This is a genomic window from Natronospira sp. (assembly GCF_007134575.1).
Lineage (GTDB): Bacteria > Pseudomonadota > Gammaproteobacteria > Natronospirales > Natronospiraceae > Natronospira > Natronospira elongata.
Genome location: NZ_SLKM01000197.1, coordinates 11,571 through 32,474, shown reverse-complemented (window position 1 = coordinate 32,474; position 20,904 = coordinate 11,571). Strand labels below are relative to the sequence as shown.

20 protein-coding genes are annotated in these 20,904 nt (G+C 62.0%); 14 read left to right on the top strand and 6 right to left on the bottom strand.

The genetic code is table 11. The annotated features are described in order from the left end of the window. Positions 1-283: 283 nt before the first annotated feature. Positions 284-754, bottom strand: a complete 471-nt coding sequence (locus ACJWXQ_RS07730; protein WP_346050756.1) for an Mpo1-like protein — start codon at positions 752-754, stop codon at positions 284-286. Positions 755-915: 161 nt separating this feature from the next. Between ACJWXQ_RS07730 and ACJWXQ_RS07725 the strand changes: the two genes are divergently transcribed. From ACJWXQ_RS07725 to ACJWXQ_RS07705, 5 genes are all read left to right on the top strand, one after another. Continuing rightward, a complete protein-coding gene (locus ACJWXQ_RS07725; RefSeq protein ID WP_346050757.1) occupies positions 916-1,425 on the top strand; it encodes a hotdog domain-containing protein in 510 nt (169 codons plus the stop codon). A gap of 24 nt (positions 1,426-1,449) precedes the next feature. Next, on the top strand, positions 1,450-3,597 hold the full coding sequence (locus tag ACJWXQ_RS07720; RefSeq protein WP_406672522.1) for a prolyl oligopeptidase family serine peptidase: 2,148 nt from the start codon (positions 1,450-1,452) through the stop codon (positions 3,595-3,597). Between the two features lie 120 nt (positions 3,598-3,717). Continuing rightward, positions 3,718-4,011 (top strand): DUF3775 domain-containing protein, encoded by a 294-nt coding sequence (locus ACJWXQ_RS07715; RefSeq protein WP_346050759.1) that lies wholly within the window; start codon positions 3,718-3,720, stop codon positions 4,009-4,011. 35 nt (positions 4,012-4,046) lie between these two features. After that, positions 4,047-4,631, top strand: coding sequence for a TetR/AcrR family transcriptional regulator (locus tag ACJWXQ_RS07710; protein ID WP_406672521.1), 585 nt, complete (start codon positions 4,047-4,049; stop codon positions 4,629-4,631). 12 nt (positions 4,632-4,643) lie between these two features. Beyond that, positions 4,644-5,675, top strand: coding sequence for a metal-dependent hydrolase (locus ACJWXQ_RS07705; protein WP_346050761.1), 1,032 nt, complete (start codon positions 4,644-4,646; stop codon positions 5,673-5,675). A gap of 8 nt (positions 5,676-5,683) precedes the next feature. On the opposite strand, the gene ACJWXQ_RS07700 is transcribed toward ACJWXQ_RS07705, so the two are convergent. Next, positions 5,684-5,932 carry a hypothetical protein gene (locus tag ACJWXQ_RS07700; RefSeq protein WP_346050762.1) on the bottom strand — a complete coding sequence of 83 codons (249 nt, stop codon included), beginning with the start codon at positions 5,930-5,932 and terminating at the stop codon, positions 5,684-5,686. 528 nt (positions 5,933-6,460) lie between these two features. Here ACJWXQ_RS07700 and ACJWXQ_RS07695 point away from each other — a divergent pair. The 6 genes from ACJWXQ_RS07695 (at position 6,461) to ACJWXQ_RS07670 (ending at position 13,735) form a co-directional block, all read left to right on the top strand. Next, positions 6,461-8,482 (top strand): S8 family serine peptidase, encoded by a 2,022-nt coding sequence (locus tag ACJWXQ_RS07695; protein WP_406672520.1) that lies wholly within the window; start codon positions 6,461-6,463, stop codon positions 8,480-8,482. 246 nt (positions 8,483-8,728) lie between these two features. Then, the gene (locus ACJWXQ_RS07690; RefSeq protein ID WP_406672519.1) at positions 8,729-10,342 is read left to right on the top strand and encodes a S8 family peptidase; all 1,614 of its coding nucleotides are present in this window, start codon (positions 8,729-8,731) and stop codon (positions 10,340-10,342) included. A gap of 127 nt (positions 10,343-10,469) precedes the next feature. Next, positions 10,470-11,408, top strand: coding sequence for an ABC transporter ATP-binding protein (locus ACJWXQ_RS07685; protein WP_346050765.1), 939 nt, complete (start codon positions 10,470-10,472; stop codon positions 11,406-11,408). After that, positions 11,405-12,181, top strand: a complete 777-nt coding sequence (locus ACJWXQ_RS07680) for an ABC transporter permease (RefSeq protein ID WP_346050766.1) — start codon at positions 11,405-11,407, stop codon at positions 12,179-12,181. The genes ACJWXQ_RS07685 and ACJWXQ_RS07680 overlap by 4 nt, the downstream gene beginning before the upstream one ends. 133 nt (positions 12,182-12,314) lie before the next feature. Then, the gene (locus ACJWXQ_RS07675) at positions 12,315-12,947 is read left to right on the top strand and encodes a DUF924 family protein (RefSeq protein ID WP_346050767.1); all 633 of its coding nucleotides are present in this window, start codon (positions 12,315-12,317) and stop codon (positions 12,945-12,947) included. Positions 12,948-12,979: 32 nt separating this feature from the next. Continuing rightward, entirely contained in the window at positions 12,980-13,735 is a 756-nt protein-coding gene (locus ACJWXQ_RS07670) for a glutamine amidotransferase (RefSeq protein WP_346050768.1), read from the top strand. A gap of 4 nt (positions 13,736-13,739) precedes the next feature. On the opposite strand, the gene ACJWXQ_RS07665 is transcribed toward ACJWXQ_RS07670, so the two are convergent. After that, positions 13,740-14,483 (bottom strand): sulfite exporter TauE/SafE family protein, encoded by a 744-nt coding sequence (locus ACJWXQ_RS07665; RefSeq protein WP_346050769.1) that lies wholly within the window; start codon positions 14,481-14,483, stop codon positions 13,740-13,742. A gap of 161 nt (positions 14,484-14,644) precedes the next feature. Between ACJWXQ_RS07665 and ACJWXQ_RS07660 the strand changes: the two genes are divergently transcribed. Beyond that, positions 14,645-14,911: a hypothetical protein gene (locus ACJWXQ_RS07660; protein WP_346050770.1), complete on the top strand. Its 267-nt coding sequence runs from the start codon at positions 14,645-14,647 to the stop codon at positions 14,909-14,911. Here ACJWXQ_RS07660 and ACJWXQ_RS07655 read toward each other — a convergent pair. Beyond that, entirely contained in the window at positions 14,908-15,837 is a 930-nt protein-coding gene (locus ACJWXQ_RS07655) for an EamA family transporter (RefSeq protein ID WP_346050771.1), read from the bottom strand. The genes ACJWXQ_RS07660 and ACJWXQ_RS07655 overlap by 4 nt on opposite strands. A gap of 68 nt (positions 15,838-15,905) precedes the next feature. Here ACJWXQ_RS07655 and ACJWXQ_RS07650 point away from each other — a divergent pair, with 68 nt between their 5' ends. Next, a complete protein-coding gene (locus ACJWXQ_RS07650; RefSeq protein ID WP_346050772.1) occupies positions 15,906-17,984 on the top strand; it encodes a transporter substrate-binding domain-containing protein in 2,079 nt (692 codons plus the stop codon). A 6-nt stretch (positions 17,985-17,990) separates the two neighbouring features. Further along, on the top strand, positions 17,991-18,902 hold the full coding sequence (locus tag ACJWXQ_RS07645) for an NAD-dependent protein deacetylase (protein ID WP_346050773.1): 912 nt from the start codon (positions 17,991-17,993) through the stop codon (positions 18,900-18,902). On the opposite strand, the gene ACJWXQ_RS07640 is transcribed toward ACJWXQ_RS07645, so the two are convergent. Continuing rightward, on the bottom strand, positions 18,899-19,549 hold the full coding sequence (locus ACJWXQ_RS07640; protein ID WP_406672518.1) for a lipopolysaccharide kinase InaA family protein: 651 nt from the start codon (positions 19,547-19,549) through the stop codon (positions 18,899-18,901). The genes ACJWXQ_RS07645 and ACJWXQ_RS07640 overlap by 4 nt on opposite strands. Positions 19,550-19,755: 206 nt before the next feature. Further along, positions 19,756-20,685, bottom strand: coding sequence for a universal stress protein (locus tag ACJWXQ_RS07635; RefSeq protein WP_346050775.1), 930 nt, complete (start codon positions 20,683-20,685; stop codon positions 19,756-19,758). Between the last annotated feature and the right edge of the window lie 219 nt (positions 20,686-20,904).

Genomic DNA, 20,904 nt, shown 5'->3' with positions numbered 1-20,904 from the left:
CATTCGCACCCGCAGCCAGCGGGATTTTCCCTCTCGCGAGGCGCGACGAGCGTAGTGTAGCGCTGTGCTACATGAGCGAGGAGCAACGAAGTCGAGAGGGAAAATCCCGCTGGCCCACAAGGGGTTAGCGCTGAGAGCGCCTGCTTCAGCGTTGCATTGCTTGCCCGTAGCGCAGAGGCTACTGTGCTGCGCAATGCGCCTTGAATCAGACGCTCTCAGCGCCAACTGCGGGTGCGAATGAATTAATCAGAGGTTCCTCAGGGCGCGGGCCGGCACCGTCTTTTCACCAGGGCAAGCGCCAGCGGTCGAAGCCCCGCGCCAGCAGCCAGACCAGGCCCACCGGCAGGTGCTGAATCCAGCCCGACCAGTCGGGCCGGTTGCCCTCGGCGCGGTGCCCCCGGGCCAGGAGCAGCCAGCCCGCCAGCATCAGGGCGGCGCCGGACGGTGCCAGGGCCAGTCCCTGATTGGCCAGCCAATCCACCGCCAGGATCGCCAGCAAGGCCCCCAGGGAAAAGGGGATGGCCAGAAAGGGGGACAGCAGGAAGGCATAGACCACCGCCGCCATGACCACCATCAGGCCGGCATTCAGGTGCAGGGGCACGGTGCCGGTATCCACGGGAATATTCAGCGCCCACAGCAGAGTGAGTAGCCCGAAGGCCGTCAGGGGCAGACCCAGCAGGTGCATTCGGCGGTTGACCGGATGTTGCCGGCTGTCACCGTAGTGCCGAATCCAGGCCTGTCCTCCACGCAGCATGGCAAACGCTCTCTCTAGGGTCTGAGCCCTCATGATGCCCCAGCGGCTCTCACCTCGCACCTGGGTCACGGTATCGGGTAAAGTCCGATATCGGACCACTGCCCGCCAGAGCCGGGATGGGGAGGGGTGACCCGCACTTTCCTGGAAGGAGTCTGTGCTGCATGCGCCTGTTGCGATTCATTGCCCGGTTTCCGTTTTTGAGCGAAACGCGCAAGCTGGAGCTTTATCCGCCCTTCTTCATGATGCGAATCAAGGTAGTGGAAATGCGCGAGCAATGGCGTTTCTGCCGAATTCGCTTGCCGCTCAACACCCTTTCACGCAACCCAGGCGGGACCATGTTCGGTGGTTGGCAGGCGGCGCTTGCCGATCCCATTGCCGCCCTGGCCTGTTCGCGGGTTTTTCCCGGCTATTCGGTCTGGACGCGATCCATGCACATTGATTTTCACACCGCCGGCTCCAGCAATTTGGAACTTCGCTTCGAAATGAGCCCCGAACAGGAAGACGCCATCCGCGCCCAACTGGCCAGACAGGGGCGGGCAACGCCGGAGTTTCGCTACGGTTTCTTTCGGGAGGACGGCCGCTGTTGTTCGGTAATCCGCAACGCGGTTGCGATCCGGCCCAAGGGCTATTGCCGCGTCGACCACCAGGCGGTGGACCTGACAGATCTTTGAGTTTCACTCAACCAAGGACAAGACATGTCTCTGCGAAAATCGCTGATCACTGTATTGCTGGCCCCGGTTTTGCTGTCGGCCTGCGCGGCCAGTCCCCAGGCCGAGCCACTCAAGGCGGAGAGCCTCTGGCATTGGTCCTGGGCGGCGGATGCCCGCCTTTCCCCGGATGGTGAGCGCCTGATTTATGTGCGCACGGAAGTGGATCGGGAGCAGGATCGCTACCGGACCAGTCTGTGGATCAAGCACCTGGAGCAGGGGCGGCATCGTCCCCTTACCACCCACGAGGCCAACGACCGTAATCCTCGCTGGTCACCGGATGGGGAACGTATCGCCTTTCTCTCCGGTCGTCGGGACAACGGCCAGATCTGGGTCATCGACATGCAGGGGGGGGAGGCCCGCCAGCTGACCCGGGTGGAGGGTGGTGCCGGCGCCCCGCTGTGGAGTCCGGATGGTGAGAAGATCGCGTTTGCGTCCAGGGCCCTGACCGAGGAAGAACGCGAAGCTCGGCGTGAGGAGTCTCGCGAAGCCGAGCAGCGCGAGCGTGAGGCCCGCGGTCTGGAGTCGGGCCAGCAGATGGAATCCGCGCCGGAACCGGTCGTGATCGAGGGGCTCCGTTATCAGGCGGATGGTCGTGCCGATTATCTGCCCGAAGACCCCGTCCACCTCTGGACGGTCTCGGCCGAGGACGATGGTGACTGGCCGCGCCGCGCCACGCGGATCACCCACGGCGACCATGATCACGGCAACCCGGCCTGGTCCGGCGATGGCGATTATCTGTACTTTTCCGGCCTGCTCGAGGAGGACGCCGATTGGCGCCTGCGCGAGCGGCATATCTACCGGGTTGCGGTCGATGGTGAGCAGGACCCCGAGCAGTTGACCGAAGGGCGTCGCAACCGGGGCACGCCAAGGCCCTCGCCGGATGGAGAATGGATTGCCTTTACCGGCAGCGAGTATCGGGATACGCCCTTCAGCTATACGCTCACGGAGCTCTATGTCATGCCCGCCGACGGGGGCGAAGAGCGACTGCTGAGTGGCGATTACGACCGTGGCGTTGCCGATGGTACCAGTGGTGACATGAGTGCCCCCACCGGGGGTGGGCCCCGCCTGCAATGGGCACCGGATAGCGAATCCATCTGGTTCACCACGGCGGTGGACGGTCAGACCCAGCTCGCCCGCCGCTCCCTCGATGGCGACGCGGTAGAGCAGTTGACTAGCTACCAGGCCGGTGACCTGGCCGAATTCAGCATCGGCGGAGACCGGATCAGTTTGCTGTGGTCCTCACCGAGTCAGCCTTTCGATCTCTACCTTGCCGACGCCGGGTCCCTCGCCCAGCAGGAAGATTGGCAGCGTCTCACCCGGCTCAATGACTCTATCCTTGGCGATCGCGAACTGCCCGGCTATGAAGAGGTCTGGTACGAATCCTTTGACGGTCTCGATATCCAGGGCTGGGTGATTCGCCCGGATGACTTCGACCCGGGCCGGGAATATCCCGCGATTCTCTATGTTCATGGCGGCCCCCACGCCATGTACGGCACCACCTTCTTTCATGAATTCCAGACACTGGCCGATGCCGGCTATGTGGTTTTGATCACCAACCCCCGGGGCTCCTCGGGCTACGGCCATGAGTTCGGCAATATCATCCAGTACGAGTATCCCGGCGATGACTACAAGGACCTCATGGCCGGTGTGGACTGGTTGCTGGAGCAGGGCTATGTGGACGCCGATCGCCTGGGCGTTACCGGTGGCAGTGGCGGTGGTCTGCTCACCGCCTGGACGGTTACCCAGACCGACCGTTTCGCCGCGGCCGCCGCCCAGCGTTCCGTACTCAACTGGCACAGTTTTGTCGGCACCGCGGACATGAATCTGTTTTTTGTCGAGGCCTGGTTCTCCGCCCCGCCCTGGGAAGATCCGATGCAGTACCTGGAGCGTTCGCCGCTTACTTACGTGGACCAGGTCGAGACGCCCATTCTGCTGATTCACAGCGAGCAGGACTGGCGGACGCCGCTGGAGCAGACCCGGCAGTTCTACGCCCAGTTGCGGATGCAGCAAAAGCCCGCCCGCATGGTGATCTTTCCCGAGGCCAGCCATGGCTTGAGTCGCCAGGGCCCGCCGTCCCAGCGGATCCAGCGCCTATACCATATCCGCGAGTGGTTCGACGATTACCTGCAGTGAGCGCCGGGCCCTGCCGGTCGAATGGCTGGCAGGGCTTGCGTTTTCGCTGGCTCGACTATGCTTGTGGGTAGGTGAGTACTCCATATGCCCCCCAAGGGGCCGGACAGGGAGAGAAAAACAATGAAGCACCTGTCACCAGACCGGGTTCGTCGCCTGGTGGATTTGCAAGGGACTGGAGATGCCGATGGCCTGGCGGCCGAGCTCCGGGCACTGCCTCAGGATGCCCTGGCAGAGCTCAAGGCTCTGCTCTGGCTGGCACGGGACGATGAGTCGCCCCGCCACTGGGACGCCCTGGTCATCGAGGCCCGTTTCAAGATCGATGAAAAGACCGCAGGACTGTTTGCCGAAGACGAGCAGCTGGGCAACAGCTTGACTCGCGGTCTGGAGATTCTGGACGCCTCCGGGCGTTTGTGACCACGGGGCGACGGCGGTCGCCCGGGAGTCTTCCGGTGTCAGCCGAGCTTGACAGGCAGCGTATCCTGGATGCCGCACTGGCGCTGGCCGCGGACCGCCACTGGGAAGCGGTCCGCCTGTATGACGTCGCCGCTGTGCTGGGTGTCGGCCTGGATGCATTGCATCCCTGGTTGACAGAGAAAGAGGCGCTGGTGGATTGGTTCTGGGATCGGGCCGATGCCGATATGCTGGCCCAAAGCCAAGCCGAGGCATTCCGACAGTTGGAGTTTCCCGAGAATTTCGAGGCTTGTGTGCTGGCCTGGCTGACGCTGCCTTCCGCTTACCCCCGCAGTTTTCGTGAAATGCTTGCGGTGCGAATGGAGCCCGGACACCTGCATATCCAGCTCCCAACGCTGCTGCGAGTCAGCCGTAGCGTGCAATGGATGCGGGAGTGTTGCCGCCGGGACGCGACTTTCATGCGTCGTGCCCTGGAGGAAACCGCCTTGAGCGGGGTCTTTCTTTCCACTCTCGCGGTCTGGTGCGGGGACCGTAGCCAGGGTTTCGGGCGCAGTCATGACTTCCTGCGCGCCCGTCTTGGCAATGCGGTGGCTCTCGGCCGCCTCTGGCCTGGCGATGCGTGAGATGAGGCAGCATTGGATCCACTGACCCATGCCCTGAGTGGCGCCCTCGGCAATCATGTCCTGCGTCCCCGCCGTCCCGGTACCCGAGCCTTTGCGCCGGGTGAGCGTCTCCTTCTGGGGGCAATGGCTGCCCTGTTCCCGGATGTGGATTGGGTGTTGCGGCTGCTTGCGGATGAGCTTACCTACCTCAACCTTCACCGAGGCATTACCCATTCCCTGCTGATGTGGCCCCTCTGGGCCCTGCTATTGGGCTATCTGCTTGCCCGCTTCTGGCCCCATGAACGGGATTGGCGGGATGGCTTTCGGATTTTCCTCATCGGCATGGGACTGCACATCGCCGGTGACTTCATTACCAGCTACGGCACACAGTTGTTTGCTCCTCTGTCTTCGGTACCACTGGCCTTCCCTTCCACTTTCATCATTGATCCCTGGATCAGTTTGCTGTTGCTGCTGGGCCTGGTGGCGATTTGGCGACCGTGGCCGGCCTGGCTGCCGTCGGTGTTTTTCTTCGCCTGCATCGGACTGGTGGGCCTGCAGGGGGCGCTGAAGCTGAATGCGCTTGAGCATGCCCGAGCCGAGGCGTTGGAGAAGGGCTTGCCCAATGCTCGAATCCACGCCTTGCCCCAGCCCCTCAGCCCACTTCATTGGCGACTGATCATTGAAGGCCCCGAGCTCCATTATCTGGCCCATCTGGGCTTTTTTCGCAGGAGTGGTGGCGAGGTCACGGGAGAAAACCCCGTCGCGGTACACTGGCAAACCTTCGCTTCGGTGGACTCTCTGCGGTGGGAGCGGGTATCCCGCTTTGGGGAGGGGGAAGAACGGGCCTTCGTCGTCGAAGCCTGGCGGCGACCGGAGTTTGGTCCCTACCGCCACTTCGCGCAGCTACCCTACCTCCATGCAGTGGAGCATCACGACGGCGATCGCTGCGCCATTTTCAGCGACCTCCGCTTCCAGCTCCCGGGCTTGCCGGAACCCGCCTTTCGCTATGCCATGTGCCAGAGCCCGGGGGGCGAATGGGAAAGACGGCGGATCGGCTGGTGGTGAGGGCTGTCCTAGTCGAGCTTGAATGCGGGCCAGTCCTCCGGTCGCCCTGCCCGCGTGGCAGCGAGCAGCTGCCGGCGTTGCTGTAGCAGGGTGATGTACACGTGCCGACGAGCCTGGGTGTAGCGGTCCGCATCCACCGGCAGTTCTGCCAGTTGATCCCGGAAATACTGAATGTCCGAAAGCACCTCGGTCTCGGTGATACAGCGGTAATCGCTGGGGTTTCGGTGGGAGTTACAACGCGTGATCTGACGCTCCATGTCCCGACCCTCCTAGGCCGACCGGCCATTAGAAGACATTGATGAAACCCGATTATAGGGAGGTGGAGCCATACAAATGTAGGGGGGTAAGCCCGGATACCGGAAAGTCCTGCAGCAATATCAGAAATATCCTACAAGCCAGCTCCCTGTCTGGATCAGTCGCATTTGTATATACACAACAGCAGAAACCTGCGTTTTTTAAAAAGGCTTTTTATTACAATCGCTTACGCTCCTTTGGTCGTGCTTTCCCGCCATGTGGTTGTTGCAAAAAAGTTCCAATTCTGTGAACTCCGTCACATCTTTCCCGCGCTTTGGCTTCTAGGGTGAAGACGTGGCTCGGCACTGCGGTGCCGGGAAATCGTGGACGGAGAAATCCGCTGCGTCGGCCCCGACCAAGTCGCGGGCATTGGTGGGACACCAATGTCGGGGGCCGCAAACAAGGGACGCTTTTCTGGGTCTGCGGACCCGTTTTTTTTCACCCAGGCCGTTCGCGACGGCGGTCGATCGGAGCAAGATCCGGAGGGTAATGTGAAGAAGTTTGTACTTGGCAGTTCCATGGCCTTGGCCATGGCCGCAGGTTCGGTAGCCGCCACTGGCGCGGATACCGGCGGCGGTAACATCGATGTCTGGGCCGGTGGCAGCGTCATCGGCGGCAGTGCAGGTGCGAATAAGGGCAAGATTCTTGGCCTGGACCACCCCGACCGAATTCCCGGCAGCTACATCGTCGTACTCAACGATGACGTCTCGGGAGTTCAGAACGTGGGCGCCACCGCACAAAGCCTGGCCAGTGAGGTGGGCTTTGACGTGGGCCGGGAGTTCAGCACCGCCATTCAGGGCTTCACGGTTGAGACCGGTCAGCGTGGCTTTCAAAGCACCGAGGCGCTGAAGCGTCTGGCCGCCGATCCCCGCGTGGACTTCGTCGAGGCCGATCGCCAGATCTGGCTGCAGGAGACCGTGCAGGACGGCGCCACCTGGGGCCTGGACCGGATTGACCAGCGCGATCTGCCTCTCGATAACCAGTACGTCTATGACGCCGACGGTAGTGGCGTTGAGGTGTACATCATCGACACCGGTATCAACACCAGCCATCAGGATTTCGGTGGCCGCGTCGCCGGTGGCGTGAACACCGTCGATAACGACGGCATCGGTGACTGTAACGGTCACGGTACCCACGTTGCCAGTTCGGCCGCCGGTAGCACCTATGGTGTGGCCAAGAACGCCGACCTCTATTCCGTGCGCGTCTTTGGATGCTCCGGTGGTACTACCACTCAGGCGATCCTGGACGGTATTGACTGGGCCGTCAGCAACATGAGTGGCCCGGCCGTGGCCAACCTCAGCCTCGGCGGTGGTGCCTCCCAGGCTCTGGACAATGCCGTGAACAACGGTGCCAGCGCCGGCATGACCATGGTGGTAGCCGCCGGTAACGAGAACCAGAACGCCTGTAATGTTTCCCCGGCCCGCGCCGATCAGGCCTTCACCGTGGGTTCCACTACCAGCAATGACAGCCGTTCCAACTTCTCCAACTGGGGAAGCTGCGTGGATATCTTCGCACCGGGCTCCGACATTACCGCTGCCTGGCACACCTCCAACAGCGCCACCAACACCATCAGCGGCACCTCCATGGCCGCCCCGCACGTGGCCGGTGTTGCCGCGCTGTACCTGGGTGAGAACCCCAGTGCCAGCCCGGCCCAGGTGGAAAGCGCCCTGGTGGGTGAAGCCACCGAAGGCCGCATTAGCGGCGTCAACGGTTCGCCCAATCTGCTGCTCTACAGCCGCGTAACCGAAGGCAGTGGCGGTGATGACGGCGATGATGGCGATGACGGCGGTGATGATGGCGGCGGCGACGATGGTGGCAGCGATGACTCCGTCCTCGAGAACGGCGAAGCCGTGAGCGGCCTCTCCGGCAGCCAGGGCGATGAGCTGCGATTCACCATGGAAGTGCCCGCTGATGCCAGCGAACTGGTCTTCGACATGATCATGGGTTCCGGTGTGCCGGACATGTACGTCCGTTTCGGTGCCGAGCCGACTCTGAATGACTGGGATTGCCGTCCCTATGAGTTCGGTAATGACGAGACCTGTGAATTCAGCGATCCCGACGCCGGCACCTGGCATGTCATGATTCACGCCTACAACGACTTCTCCGGTGTCACCCTGGTCGGTAACCACGATGGTGGTTCCGATGACGGCGGCGGCGGAGACGACGGCGACGACGGTGGCTCCGAGCCGGGTGCCTGCCCGGGTGGCTACGAGGAATTCACCGGCTCCCTGAGCGGCGGTCGTGGCACCAGCACCCATGAGCCCGATGGTACCTACTATCAGGCCGGTGCCGGCACCCATAACGGCATCCTGACTTCGCCGGATGACGCCATCTTTGATCTCTACCTGCAGCGCTGGAGTGGCTGGAGCTGGAGTGATGTGGCCGAATCCCTGCCCAACAGTGGCAGTGAGGCTGCCGAAATCAGCTATGACGGCAGCTCCGGCTTCTACGTCTGGCGCCTGGAGATCTGGAATGGCTCCGGTGACTATGTGTTCTGCATGGATACGCCCTAAGCGGTTTATCCCGAATTAAGGCAGGACTATGGCCGCGGCCCCCCAGGGGGCCGCGGCTTTTTTGTGTACGGCGATTGATGCCCCGATGGCATATGGGCGGCAAGTGTTACATAAGTCCTCACGTGCACTTTTTTGTATCGGAAAATGTGAACTGGGTCACGTCGAAATCCCCTCCAGTGAACTTTATTTGATGGCACCCGGTTCACGGTGAGCCGGGTTGGTTCAACAATGTGAGGGGGTTCAGTAATGATCAAGCGAAACTTGATGGCGGCCGCGATAGCCGCCCTGGTATTTTCGGCGGGCGGACTGTCCGCACAAACCCATCAGATGATTGATCAGGTCGGTGGTGCCATCGACCGGATTCAGCCCGGTGCGCCCATTCATGGCCTCGACCATCCTGACCGGATTCCGGGTCAATACATCGTCGTGCTCCGAGACGAGATGGCCGGCATTCAAAGCGTGGAGAGTCTGGCGCGTGATCTGGGCAGGCAGGCTGGGTTCGACGTCCAGCACAGTTATGATGTAGCCCTCCGGGGCTTTTCCCTGCGCGCCACACCGGGCTTGCAGTCCCGCGGCCAGGGGGCGGAAAAGCAGGCTCTGGCGAACCTGGCCCGGGATCCACGGGTGGATTTCATCGAGGCAGACCGTCACGTCTACCTGCAGCAAAGTCAGTCACCCGCAACCTGGGGCCTGGATCGCATCGACCAGCGCGATCTGCCCCTGAATAATACCTACAACTATGATTACACCGGCGCCGGCGTGCACGCCTACATCATCGACACCGGTATTCGTGCCAGTCACAACCAATTCAGTGGTCGCATGGGCCCTGGCTGGACTGGCATCAATGACGGCCGGGGAACCTCGGACTGTAATGGTCATGGCACCCACGTGGCCGGCACTGTCGGTGGCAGCGTCCACGGGGTGGCCAAGGGCGTTCGCCTCTACCCGGTCCGGGTCTTTGGCTGCAGTGGCCAGACCTCCAACTCCATCATCATCGACTCGGTCAACTGGGTGGCCGCCAATCACAATGCACCAGCGGTGGCCAATATGAGCCTCGGGGGTGGCGCCTCCCAGGCCCTGGATAATGCCGTTCAGGGGGCATCCAATGCGGGGGTCACCATGGTGGTGGCGGCCGGCAACAGCAACGCCAACGCCTGTAATTTCTCGCCGGCCCGCGCAAGTTCAGCCATCACCGTGGGTTCCACCACCAGCAACGATAGCCGTTCCAACTTCTCCAACTGGGGAAGCTGTGTCGATATTTTTGCCCCGGGGTCCAATATCACCGCGCCCTGGCATACCTCCAACAGCGCCACCAACACCATCAGTGGTACCTCCATGGCCGCCCCCCATGTGGCCGGCGTGGTCGCCCTTTACCTGCAAGCAGCCCCGGGTGCCAGCCCGACCCAGATCGCCAACGCCTTGTATGGCAATGCCACCACGGGTCGTCTCTCCGGCATTGGCAGCGGCTCGCCCAATCGCCTCCTGTACAGCCGCCTGTCCAACGGCGGCGGTGATGACGGCGGTGGTGGTGATGGTGGATCCTGCCCTGCCGGGTTCCAGGAATTCACTGGTTCACTCAGTGGCTCCGGTGATAGCACCTTCGAGCCCAATGGCACCTACTATCAGGCCTCGGTAGGCACGCACCAGGGCATCCTGGCTTCGCCGAGCAACGCCATTTATGACCTCTTCCTGCAGCAGTACAGCTGGTGGAATGGCTGGCAGACCGTCGCCCAGTCTCTGCCCAACTCCGGCAGTGAGAACGCCCAGATCAGCTACAATGGCAGTTCGGGCTACTACGTCTGGCGGCTGGAGTCCTGGACCGGGTCCGGTGCCTATACCTTCTGCATGAATACCCCCTGACCGCTCGGACAGGAGGGTTTGCCGGCCGGGGCCCTGCGGGGCCCCGGCTTTTCCCGTCCACACCGGCCGGCCCGATCTTGATCCATGTTAAAGTAAGCCGCTTTGCAAACCAGCCGGACGGGTCGTCATGAAAGCGCTTTCCATTCGCCAGCTCAGCAAGCGTTACCCCAACGGGGTTGAAGCCTTGAAGGGTATTGATCTGGACGTGGAGGAGGGGGACTTCTTCGCCCTGCTCGGCCCCAATGGCGCAGGCAAGACCACGGCCATCGGTATTCTCACCTCCCTGGTCAACAAGACAGGCGGGCAGATTGAGGTCTTTGGTCACAACATGGACCGGGAGTTGGAGGCGGCCAAGGCCTGCATTGGCGTGGTGCCTCAGGAAGTCAATTTCAATCAGTTCGAGAAGGTCTGCGACATCGTCGTGAACCAGGCCGGTTACTACGGCATATCCCGACGCCAGGCATTGCCTCGTGCTGAGCGTTACCTCAAGCAGCTTGATCTTTGGGAAAAGCGGGATAGCCCATCCCGGAACCTGTCCGGTGGCATGAAGCGCCGCTTGATGATCGCCAGGGCCCTGGTTCATGAGCCTCGTTTGCTGATTCTGGACGAGCCCACTGCCGGGGTGGATATTGAAATTCGCCGATCCATGTGGGAGTTCCTTCGGGAGATCAATGCTCAGGGCACTACGATCATCCTCACGACCCATTATCTGGAAGAGGCGGAGAACCTTTGCCGGAATATCGCCATCATTGATCATGGTCAGATCATCGAAAAGGCCAGTACCCGACGTTTGCTGGATAAGCTCAGCACGGAGACCTTCATTCTTAACCTGCAAACAGCCTTGCGTGAAGTGCCGGAAGTGGATGGCTATCAGCTCAATATGGTGGACGAGACATGTATCGAAGTTGAGATCCACCGTGACCGTTCCATCAATGCCCTGTTCCAGCAATTGAGTGACGCGGGCATCCAGGTGGCCAGCATGCGTAACAAGGTCAATCGCCTTGAGGAGCTGTTTGTCCGAATGGTGCATGGCGGGCGAAATGACCGAGCTGGAGGTGAGTCATGAGCCGGCGTCGTCAGAATCTGGTGGGGCTTTATACCATCGTGCACAAGGAACTTACCCGTGTCCTGCGTATCTGGATACAGACCCTGGTTCCGCCGGCTATCACCATGAGTCTTTATTTCGTCATTTTTGGCCAGTTGATTGGTCGCCGGGTCGGTGAAATGGGTGGCCTGGATTTCATGGCCTGGATTGCACCCGGTCTGATCATCATGGCAGTGATACAGAACAGTTACGGCAATGTGGTCTCCTCATTCTTTGGGGCCAAATTTGGTCGGCATATCGAGGAAATGATGGTCTCCCCCCTGCCCACTTCCATGATTCTGGCCGGTTACGTCATTGGCGGGATGGGGCGTGGCCTTCTGGTGGGGCTGTTGGTGGCCCTGATTGCCTCTCTTTTCGTGCCCTTGCAAGTTGCCAATCCATTGGTGATGGCCGCGGTGGTGCTCCTTACCTCGGCGACCTTTTCCCTTGCCGGCTTGATCAATGCGGTGTTTGCCAAGAAGTTTGATGATATTTCCATCATCCCGACCTTCATTCTCACGCCACTCACCTATCTGGGCGGGGTGTTTTACACCGTGGAGCTATTGCCGGGGCCCTGGCGGGAGCTTTCCCTGTTTAATCCCATCCTGTACATGGTCAACCTCTTCCGTTACAGCATCTTTGGTGTCAGTGATGTGCGCCTGGATATCGCCTTCGTCATCATCCTGGCCATGTTGATTGTCTTGTATATTCTTGCCTTTTACTTGCTCAAGCGCGGCATCGGCTTGCGTGCCTGATCGTGGAAGGGTCTGGGGTATCCGCGTCCGGTTGATGAGTATGAAAAATGGGAAGTGCCCCGCTTCTGTCCTATAGTGAGGGCAGTTGTGCACTCATTCCGCAATCGCCGGAGCCGGGGAGGGGGTCACGCAAATGGGGCAGGCGCTGGGTCAGGACGTGCCGGAAAAGGCCGCAGAGATATTGTCATTCTGGTTCGGCCCGGAGTGGCGGCAAATGCCCCTGCAAGCAGATCCATCCAGGAATGCCTTGTGGTGGCAGGCTGACCCGGCGACGGATAAATACATCCGTGAACGTTTTGGTCGCTTGACCGATCAGGCATTGGAGGGTGGCCTGGAGCCCTGGGCCCATACCCCCCTCGGTCGCCTGGCCCTGATTCTTCTCCTCGACCAATTCACCCGCCACCTTTATCGTGATCAGGCAAAGGCCTTCGCAGGCGACCAGAGAGCGCAATTGTTGTGTCTCAATGGCCTCGACCGAGGTTCAGACCAGGCATTGGCGCCCTTGCAGCGCGTGTTCTTCTATCTTCCGTTGGAGCACGCCGAGGATGCCGGGCTGCAACGCCGCTGTGTGCAGCTTTTCCAGTCCTTGCTGGAATCTGTACCAGAGCCGGATCGGGAATCGTATCGGTACTACCTGGAATTTGCCCGCAAGCATCAGGAGGTGATCGATCGTTTCGGACGTTTTCCTCACCGGAACAAAGCCCTCGGCAGGGACAGCAGCTTCGATGAGGAGCGCTTCATGAGGGTGGAAGGGCGTGGCTTCTAGCGGTACTACCCGAAAATGACGAGGATGTCAGCATGATCGATTATGCAGTGAGCCGAACGGTGCTCGCCATACGCCAGCTCAATTTCAAGGGGCTGGGCGGGCTTGAGTTGGTTTTTGCCGGCATGGGATATGACATCCGATACCTGGATGCGCCCAACGATGATCTGACCGCAGTGGATGCTGGCGAGGATGACCTGATGGTGGTCCTGGGCGGCCCACCCAGTGCCCTGGATGATAGGCGATACCCCTTTCTGATCGACGAGCTGCGCCTGATCGAGCAGCGCCTGGCCAGCGGTCGGCCCTTACTGGGCATATGCCTGGGGGCACAGCTTCTGGCTCGGACTTTGGGCGCCAGCATCCATGAGGGGGCTGCCGAGGAGCTGGGATGGTGGCCGGTGCAACTGTCACAGGAAGGTCGTGCGGGACCGTTGCGCTTTCTTGACCAGGTGCCGGTGCTCCACTGGCACCGGGATGCCATGGCCCTGCCCGAGGGCGCCCGGCGTCTGGCCTGGACGGACGATTGCGACGTTCAGGCTTTCTCCTGGGGCGATGCGGTCATGGGGCTGCAGTTCCATCCGGAAGTGGATTGCACCGCGATGAACCAATGGTTGGTCGCCCATGTCAGCCAGCTGGATGCCCATCCCCTGCAATCCGTGGAGCGTCTGCGTGAGCAGACCCAGCGCTGCAGTCCGTGGATGCAGCGGCGGGCATCGGCCATGCTCAGCGACTGGCTTGCCGGCCTGGATGAGCGCCGCCTGTTACGAGGCGCAGTCAGGGGAAGTGGCTGAGAGCTCATGGGCCGCCGTCAGCGTGCAGGGCACGCACAATGGCCATCACCGCCGCCAGGGCGGAGACCGCCAGCAGAGCGGGGCGGAGCCAGCCGCCATCCAGCCACTGAGCAGCGCGGTCAGATAGCCAGAAGCCCATGAGGGCGGCGGGCAAGAGGCTGATGCCCAGAATGATCTCCTCTACCCCGAAGCGTCCGGCCCAGGCCAGGGCAAGCAGGGAGAATATGCCCCCTGGCAGAAAGCAGGCGGACAGGGTGCCCCGCAAACGGGGGCCACTGAATTGCTGAAAGGCCAGGGCGAGTGGTGGGCCGCCGATGGCCGTGGTCGTGGCCATGAAGCCGGCGGCACCCCCCGCGCTGAAGCGCAGGATCGGACCGGGCGATGGCCACGGGCGTCCCAGGCTGAGGGCAACCCCCAACAGCACCAGAACACCGAACAGCAGGCCCAACAGCTGGTCAGAGACAATCCCCAGAATCATCCCTGCCACCGCCGCTCCCAGCGCCTTGCCGGGAAGTGTCCAGGCTACGTCTGCCACTGCCACCGCCCGCCAGTCCCGAAGCAGAATCAGTGCCGGCAGGATCATGCCGATAATGATCACGGGCGCCGGCACCAGCAGGGGATTGACCAGGAACAGCAGCGGTGCACCCAGCAAGGCCACCCCAAAGCCGATACTGCCTTGCACCGTGGCGCCTACCACCACAACCAGGCAGGCCAGAAGCCATTCCACGCTGTCGATGGGGAAATCCACTGACTTTCTCCTCGATTCTCGTCATCCCGTCACCAATAAAATCAGTGACTTGCCTTTATGGTTACATTAACGCAAACTCCCCCGATCGGTGCCTGGAGGCGCAACCGCTTTCCTGGGGGGGGAAGGTGCACTGTGTTTCGGCATGATACACGGGAGCAAACATGTCAGAAGGGCTTAATGATGGCGCTCTTCACAGGGATCGTGATGCCAATTTGCTGTTTGCGCGAGGATTGGCGCTGATGCTGTCGGGCGTGGCCTTGAGTGTGGTCGCCCTGATCTTTCTACCCCGGCTGGAAGGTATTGCCCAGGCCTATCTGGTCTTCGGTGGTCTTGGGCTGAGCGGGTTGCTTGTCTACCTTATCGGTGCCCGGCCCGTCTGGTCCACTGGCGCCCTGTCCGAACCCCGCAGTGAGCCGTTAAGGGACTAGGTGCGTCCCTGTCTCTCGCGACTGACCGCCAGCCCCATGGCAGCCAGCAGCAGCGCTGCGCCCAGCCACCCCCAGCCCCCCAGCCGTTCGCCGTGGAGCAGCCAGGCCAGAATGTTGGCCGTCAGCGGCTCTGCCAGAATCAGCAGGCCCGCCGTCCCGGAGCTGACCAGCCGAAGGCCCGCATAGAACAGGACGTAGGCCACTGCGGTGGGCATCAGGGCAATCCAGGCCAGTGCCGGCCACGTGGGTCCTTGGTTGGGCGGCAAGGCCCAGTTCCCCGGCATGACCACCACGGCCAATGCCACGGCCGCCACGGTCAGGCTCAGGGCAGTGGTCCACAGTGGGTCCTGCTCTGCCGGCAGCCCACGACCCGCCAGGGTCAGTACCGCGAAGCAGAAACTCGCTGCCAATGCCATGGGCAGGCCAAGACGCAGCCCTGCCGCACCCGGCAGCTCAGGGCCGCCACTGCCACTCACGACCAGGATCATGCCGATCACTGCCGCCAGCAGGGCCATGCCCACTCGCGCGGACGGTGCCTCGCCGTAGACTGGCCAGGCCATCAGGGCGGTGAGAATGGGAATGGTACAGATCGCCAGCAGCGTTGCCATGGCCACGCCGGTCGCCGCGATGGCGGAAAAATAGCCGGCCTGGAAGCCGGCCAGGCAGAGACCCATCAGCAGAGTCAGGCCCAGGGGACGCAGTCCCTCGACTGGCCTGCGGGGAGCGATGATCGCTGCCAGCGCCAGGAGCAGTGGGGCCGCCAGGCCCATGCGCCAGAAACCGATCTCAAGGGCGGTGGCGGTTTCCGACTCATAGATCCAGCGTGAGGCGACGCCTGCCGTTCCCCAGAGGCAGGCGGCACCGGCTACCAGCAGGGCACCCGCCATCGCCGGCGAGGGGGAAGTGAGGGTCCTGGGCTGGGCCATGCTGATCATCCTTGCCAGAAAATATTTAGCTGCCACTATACAAGGGAGAGACACAGGGAGGGGATGGCATGTTGAGAGGGTTAGTCGTATTCGCCATGGGCTTGCTTGTGGTTGGCTGCGAGCGCTCGGACGAGGCGCCCACGCCCACAGGCAATGGCGGTGGCTATGTGGAGACCGGCGATCTCCCTGCCCTGGAGAGTCGCGGCCAATTGCGCATCCTGGTCCATCGACGAGCCGAGGATTATCTCCCCAGGGACGGATATCCCTTTGATCTGGAACGCCAGATGGCCGAGCGCTACGCCCGGTCTCGCGGCCTGGAGCCCGTGATTGTGCCCCTGGATGATTATGGTGATTTGATCCCTGCACTCCTGGACGGCCGCGGTGATCTGATCGCCGCCAACATGACTGCCACCGCTGATCGCCGTGATCAGGTGAATTTCACGGTCGGTCTGGACCAGACACGGGAGTTGGTGGTGGGTCGGGCCGATGGCCCGCAAGCGGATTCGGTGGAGGCCCTGTTCGGGCATCGAGTGGGGGTGATGCGGGACACGGCTTTCTGGGAAGTGGCCCAATCACGTCTTGCGGACCGTGAAGGTATTGAGTTGATCCCCCTGCCTGCCACCCACAGCAGTGACGATGTATTGGATGAACTGGCAGAGGGGGCGTTTGATTTCGCCATCCAGGACAGCAACGTGCTGGACGTTGTTGAAAACTATCGGACGGAGCTGCGCCGCCAGTTCCCCCTGGGCGACTCGCGGCCGCTGGCCTGGGCGGTGCGTCCGGACAATCCGGAGCTCGAGCGCAGCCTCAACCGCTTCCTCACCCGTGAACGCCTGACCCGGTCGGAGATCGAGGCCCACCGGGATGATCTGGCGGGCATCCGTGAGCGTCGCGTGCTCAGGGTGATCACGCGCAACAATGCGGCCAGCTACTACCTCTATCGGGGAGAATTGGTCGGTTTTGAATACGAATTGGCAAAACGCTTTGCCGATGCCCTTGGTGTTCGCCTGCAGATGGTCGTGGCCCGTGATCACGAGGACATGATTCCCATGTTGAAGGAAGGTCGTGGCGACATGATCGCCGCCTTCCTGACCCGCACGGATGAGCGTGAGGCCAGAGGCATCCGTTTTTCCCGCCCCTACCATTACGCCACCGAAACGGTCGTCGCTCGCAAGGGCGAGGCACCTCTGGATTCGCCCGAGGACCTGGCCGGACGTACCCTTCATTTGCGCCGCGCCAGCAGCTATTGGGGGACGGCTCAGGCCCTTGTCGAGGAGGGTATCGAACTGGAATTGGCCACTGTCCCGGCCAATATGGAGACCGAGGAAATCATTGCCCGGGTGGCGACCGGAGAATTCGACCTGACCGTTGCCGACAGTCACATCCTGCAATCCAAGATGACGACCCGTGATGATGTTCATGGGGTATTGGCACTGGGCGAGCCAGTGGCCCATGGCTGGGCGGTTCGCGAGGACACCCCCCGGCTGTTGGCGGCGATCAATGGTTTCTGGGATGCCGAGTATCGGGGCTTGCACTACAACATTTTCTATCGTCGCTATTTCGAGGATGACAGCCGGATTCGGGCTCACCGAGCCGGGCGGATCGGGCCCATGGATGGGGGTGAACTGTCGCCCTGGGATGAGCTGGTCCGGGAATACGCTGAGCGCTATGACTTTGACTGGCGCCTGATTCTGTCCCAGATGTATCAGGAATCCCGTTTTGATCCCGAGGCGGTATCCTGGGTCGGTGCCAGGGGTTTGATGCAGGTCATGCCGCGAACCGGGCGGGAACTGGGCATGTCGCCCCTGGATGATCCCGAGGTAAGCGTTCACGCCGGTACCCGCTATATGGACTGGTTGCGTGATCGCTTCCCGGATCGCCTGCCCGTGGACGAACGCACCTGGTTCAGCCTGGCGGCCTATAATGCCGGCATCGGCCACGTTCGTGATGCCCGCCGGTTGGCGGCCAGCAAGGGCTGGGATCCGGATCGCTGGTTCGGTAACGTGGAGGAGGCCATGCTGCTGTTATCCGAGCCTCGCTATCACCAGCAGGCCCGGCATGGTTATGTTCGGGGGCGCGAACCCTACCACTACGTCCGCCATATTCGTGATCGTTACCGGGCCTATGTCAGCCTGACCGAGGACTGAAACTTCATGGCCAGTGTCATCAACCCGCGCATCCCCGAGTTTCGATCCTGGCCAGCGGCCAGAGTGGATAGGGGCGATGTGATGACCCTGGTCCGCTTTCTGGAAGCTCACCCCCGCACTCTGGTGCTGAGTGGGGCCGGGTGCAGCACGGATTCCGGCATTCCCGCCTATCGCGACGCCCATGGCCGCTGGACCCGGCGGCAACCCATCCAGTACCAGGCCTTCATGTCCAGCGAGTCCACCCGTCGTCGCTATTGGGCCAGGAGTTATCTGGGCTGGCCGCGCATGCAGGCCGCCCGCCCTAACCCCGCCCACCGGGCCCTGGCCGAGCTGCAATCGGCCGGACTGCTGGGCGGCCTGGTGACCCAGAACGTGGATGGCCTGCATCAGCGTGCGGGTTCCTCGGACGTGGTGGAGCTGCACGGGACCCTGTCTCGCGTCCTCTGCCAGCACTGCGGTCTGAAACTGGGTCGGGATGCACTGCAATCTGAGCTGAATGCCTGTAATCCAGGCTGGCAGGCCCGGGTTGAGGGCATCAACCCGGATGGTGATGCGGAACTGGATGAGGCCGCGCACCGGGGGTTCAACTTTATTGATTGCCCCGAGTGCAGCGGCATTCTCAAGCCGGATGTGGTCTTCTTCGGCGAGAACGTCCCTGCACAGCGGGTGGAGCGGGTTCGTGCCTTGCTCGGTGATTGTGATGCCCTGCTGATAGTCGGCTCATCGCTGGCCGTATGGTCCGGCTTCCGATTCGCCCGGGAAGCGGCCCTGGCAGGCCTGCCCGTGGTCGCCGTCAATCAGGGCCGCACCCGCGCCGATGACCTCCTCCGTTTCAAGGTGGAGGCCTCCTGTCATCAGGTCCTGGCCACGGTGGGTGAAAGATTGGCCGCGCCCAAGGTGTTTGGCAAGGATCGCTAGTTCTGCCTCGGGCTTGGGGTGAATAGGCTGGGCTGCTCTTGCGCCCAGGCCCCCAGGTCCGGGACCTGGCCAGCGAGGCCGTCAATCAGGGCCCGCCTGGCTGACGGCATTTGCAGCCAATTGGGACTCCCCAGGCGGAAGTCCATGTCCTGCCAGAAACTCCGTAATCGATTGCCCAGCATTGCCCGGGGGATGATCGGCAGGGGATAAAGCCCCTCGAGGTCAATCAGCGAGAGCCGTGGCTCTGTCTGGTCATAGTGGTTGAAGTGAACAAAAAAATTGTGGCAGCGCGGGTCCTGGTGATGAATCCCGGCCTTGTGCAGGCGCCCGAAGACCCTTCCCATGGAATGCAGCAATAACCTCAAACGCGGCATTTCCGTGCCCACCTGCTTCAGCCATTGGTCCAGTCGTACGCCGCCCACATCACGGGTGACCACATAGGCGAGGGGGCGTGGCTGAGATCTTGCCCGCAGAATGCCACAGGACTCGGTACTCGCCGAGTCGAGTCCGGCTGCCTGCAGCCTCTGGGCCATCTCCCGAGCATGATGGGGTGGTCGGAGCCGGTGCTTGATTCGGTCGCGCAGGCGACAGATGGGCATGGCCTTGATGAACAGGGGGAGGCCTTCGGGGCAGTTCAGCTTGACCACGCGGGTCCTGCAGTCATCGCCACGGGCGAGCCGGGCAAGCAGCTTCTGTACTCTCGAGTGATTGCAGTCAATTGGATCTATCTGTTGAACCGGGGTCACGAGGTTTCTCCGCCAGGACGTTGGCGGATAGACCCGGTCAGGGCGGGTGTCGTTACAAAAAAAGCAAGGGCCGTGGCGGCGGCCCTTGCTTGCAGAAGGCGGCCTGCCTACTTCGTCGCGGCGGCAAAGCCCTCCGGCTTGATCGCCAGGACGTCGCATTCCAGGTTGCCGAGAATGGCCTCGGCGGTACTGCCCATGATCAGGCGGGTCAGGCCCTTACGGGTGACCGTGCCCATCACCAGCAGATCCACGCCCTGTTCCCGGGTGAAATCGGGAATCGCACGGCGCGCGGTGGCATCGATGAAATGGGCGTGGCTGGGGTCAACGTCGAAGCGGTCAGTGAGTTGCCGCAGGGCATTGCGGTGGTGAGTGGCGATTTCCTCACGGACCTTCTCGAATTGCAGCGCAGGACCTTCAATAGGTGAGTTGGCCCCCAGGGGCTGGGTCTGGCAGGCGTGAATGACATCCAGCCGCGCCTCATAGTGCTTGGCCAGGGATTGGGCGGTGGTCAGAATGCGTTCATCCAGTTCCGCCGGCTTGCCGCGCTCATGGAAGGGGTCCACCGCAGCGGCGATACGTCCGGGCTTGTCCTTGCTGGTGGACTTGACCAGCATCAGGGGGACCGGGCAGCGGCGCAACAGGTGCCAGTCCAAAGGGGTGAAAAAGGCGCGCGACAGACGGGAGCCGGCGTCGCAGTCCTTGACCACCAGGTCGTAGTCGCCCTCCGCCACTGTCTCCAGGACCTTGTCCGCCAATGGTCGACCGGTCTTCACACGGGTCTCGATCTCAATGCCATCTTCCCCCAGGGAGTCAGCCAGGTTGTTCAGCCACTGGGCCGTCTCCTGCTCCCAGATATCGATGGCCTGACGGGTCAGGGCATCCCCCATCAAGCCGGATTCCACAATCGTCTGGTGGTCCTCGAACACCGCCAGGGTGAGGCTGGCACCGTGGTCGCGGGCCATGGCCAGGGCTCGCTGTGCCGCCCGGTTCTTGTCCAGGGACGGGTCGAGGATGGCGAGTATGCGACTGGTCTTCATGGCTGGGTTCTCCTTCGGCATTGTTTCCCGGGCCATCACTGCCCCAGCAGCGAGGTCCGGTTCATATTCGAATTCTCTTTCCCAAGATACTATTCGTGGTTCAGGGAAACCAGATTGATCTGCATCAAGCGAGCCGTGATTCGGTCGGCATTTGAGTGCGGACGGCGGAAGTGAGAAGCTGTTACCGGTGGAGGGGGTCCACGTGGATGAAGAAGGAGG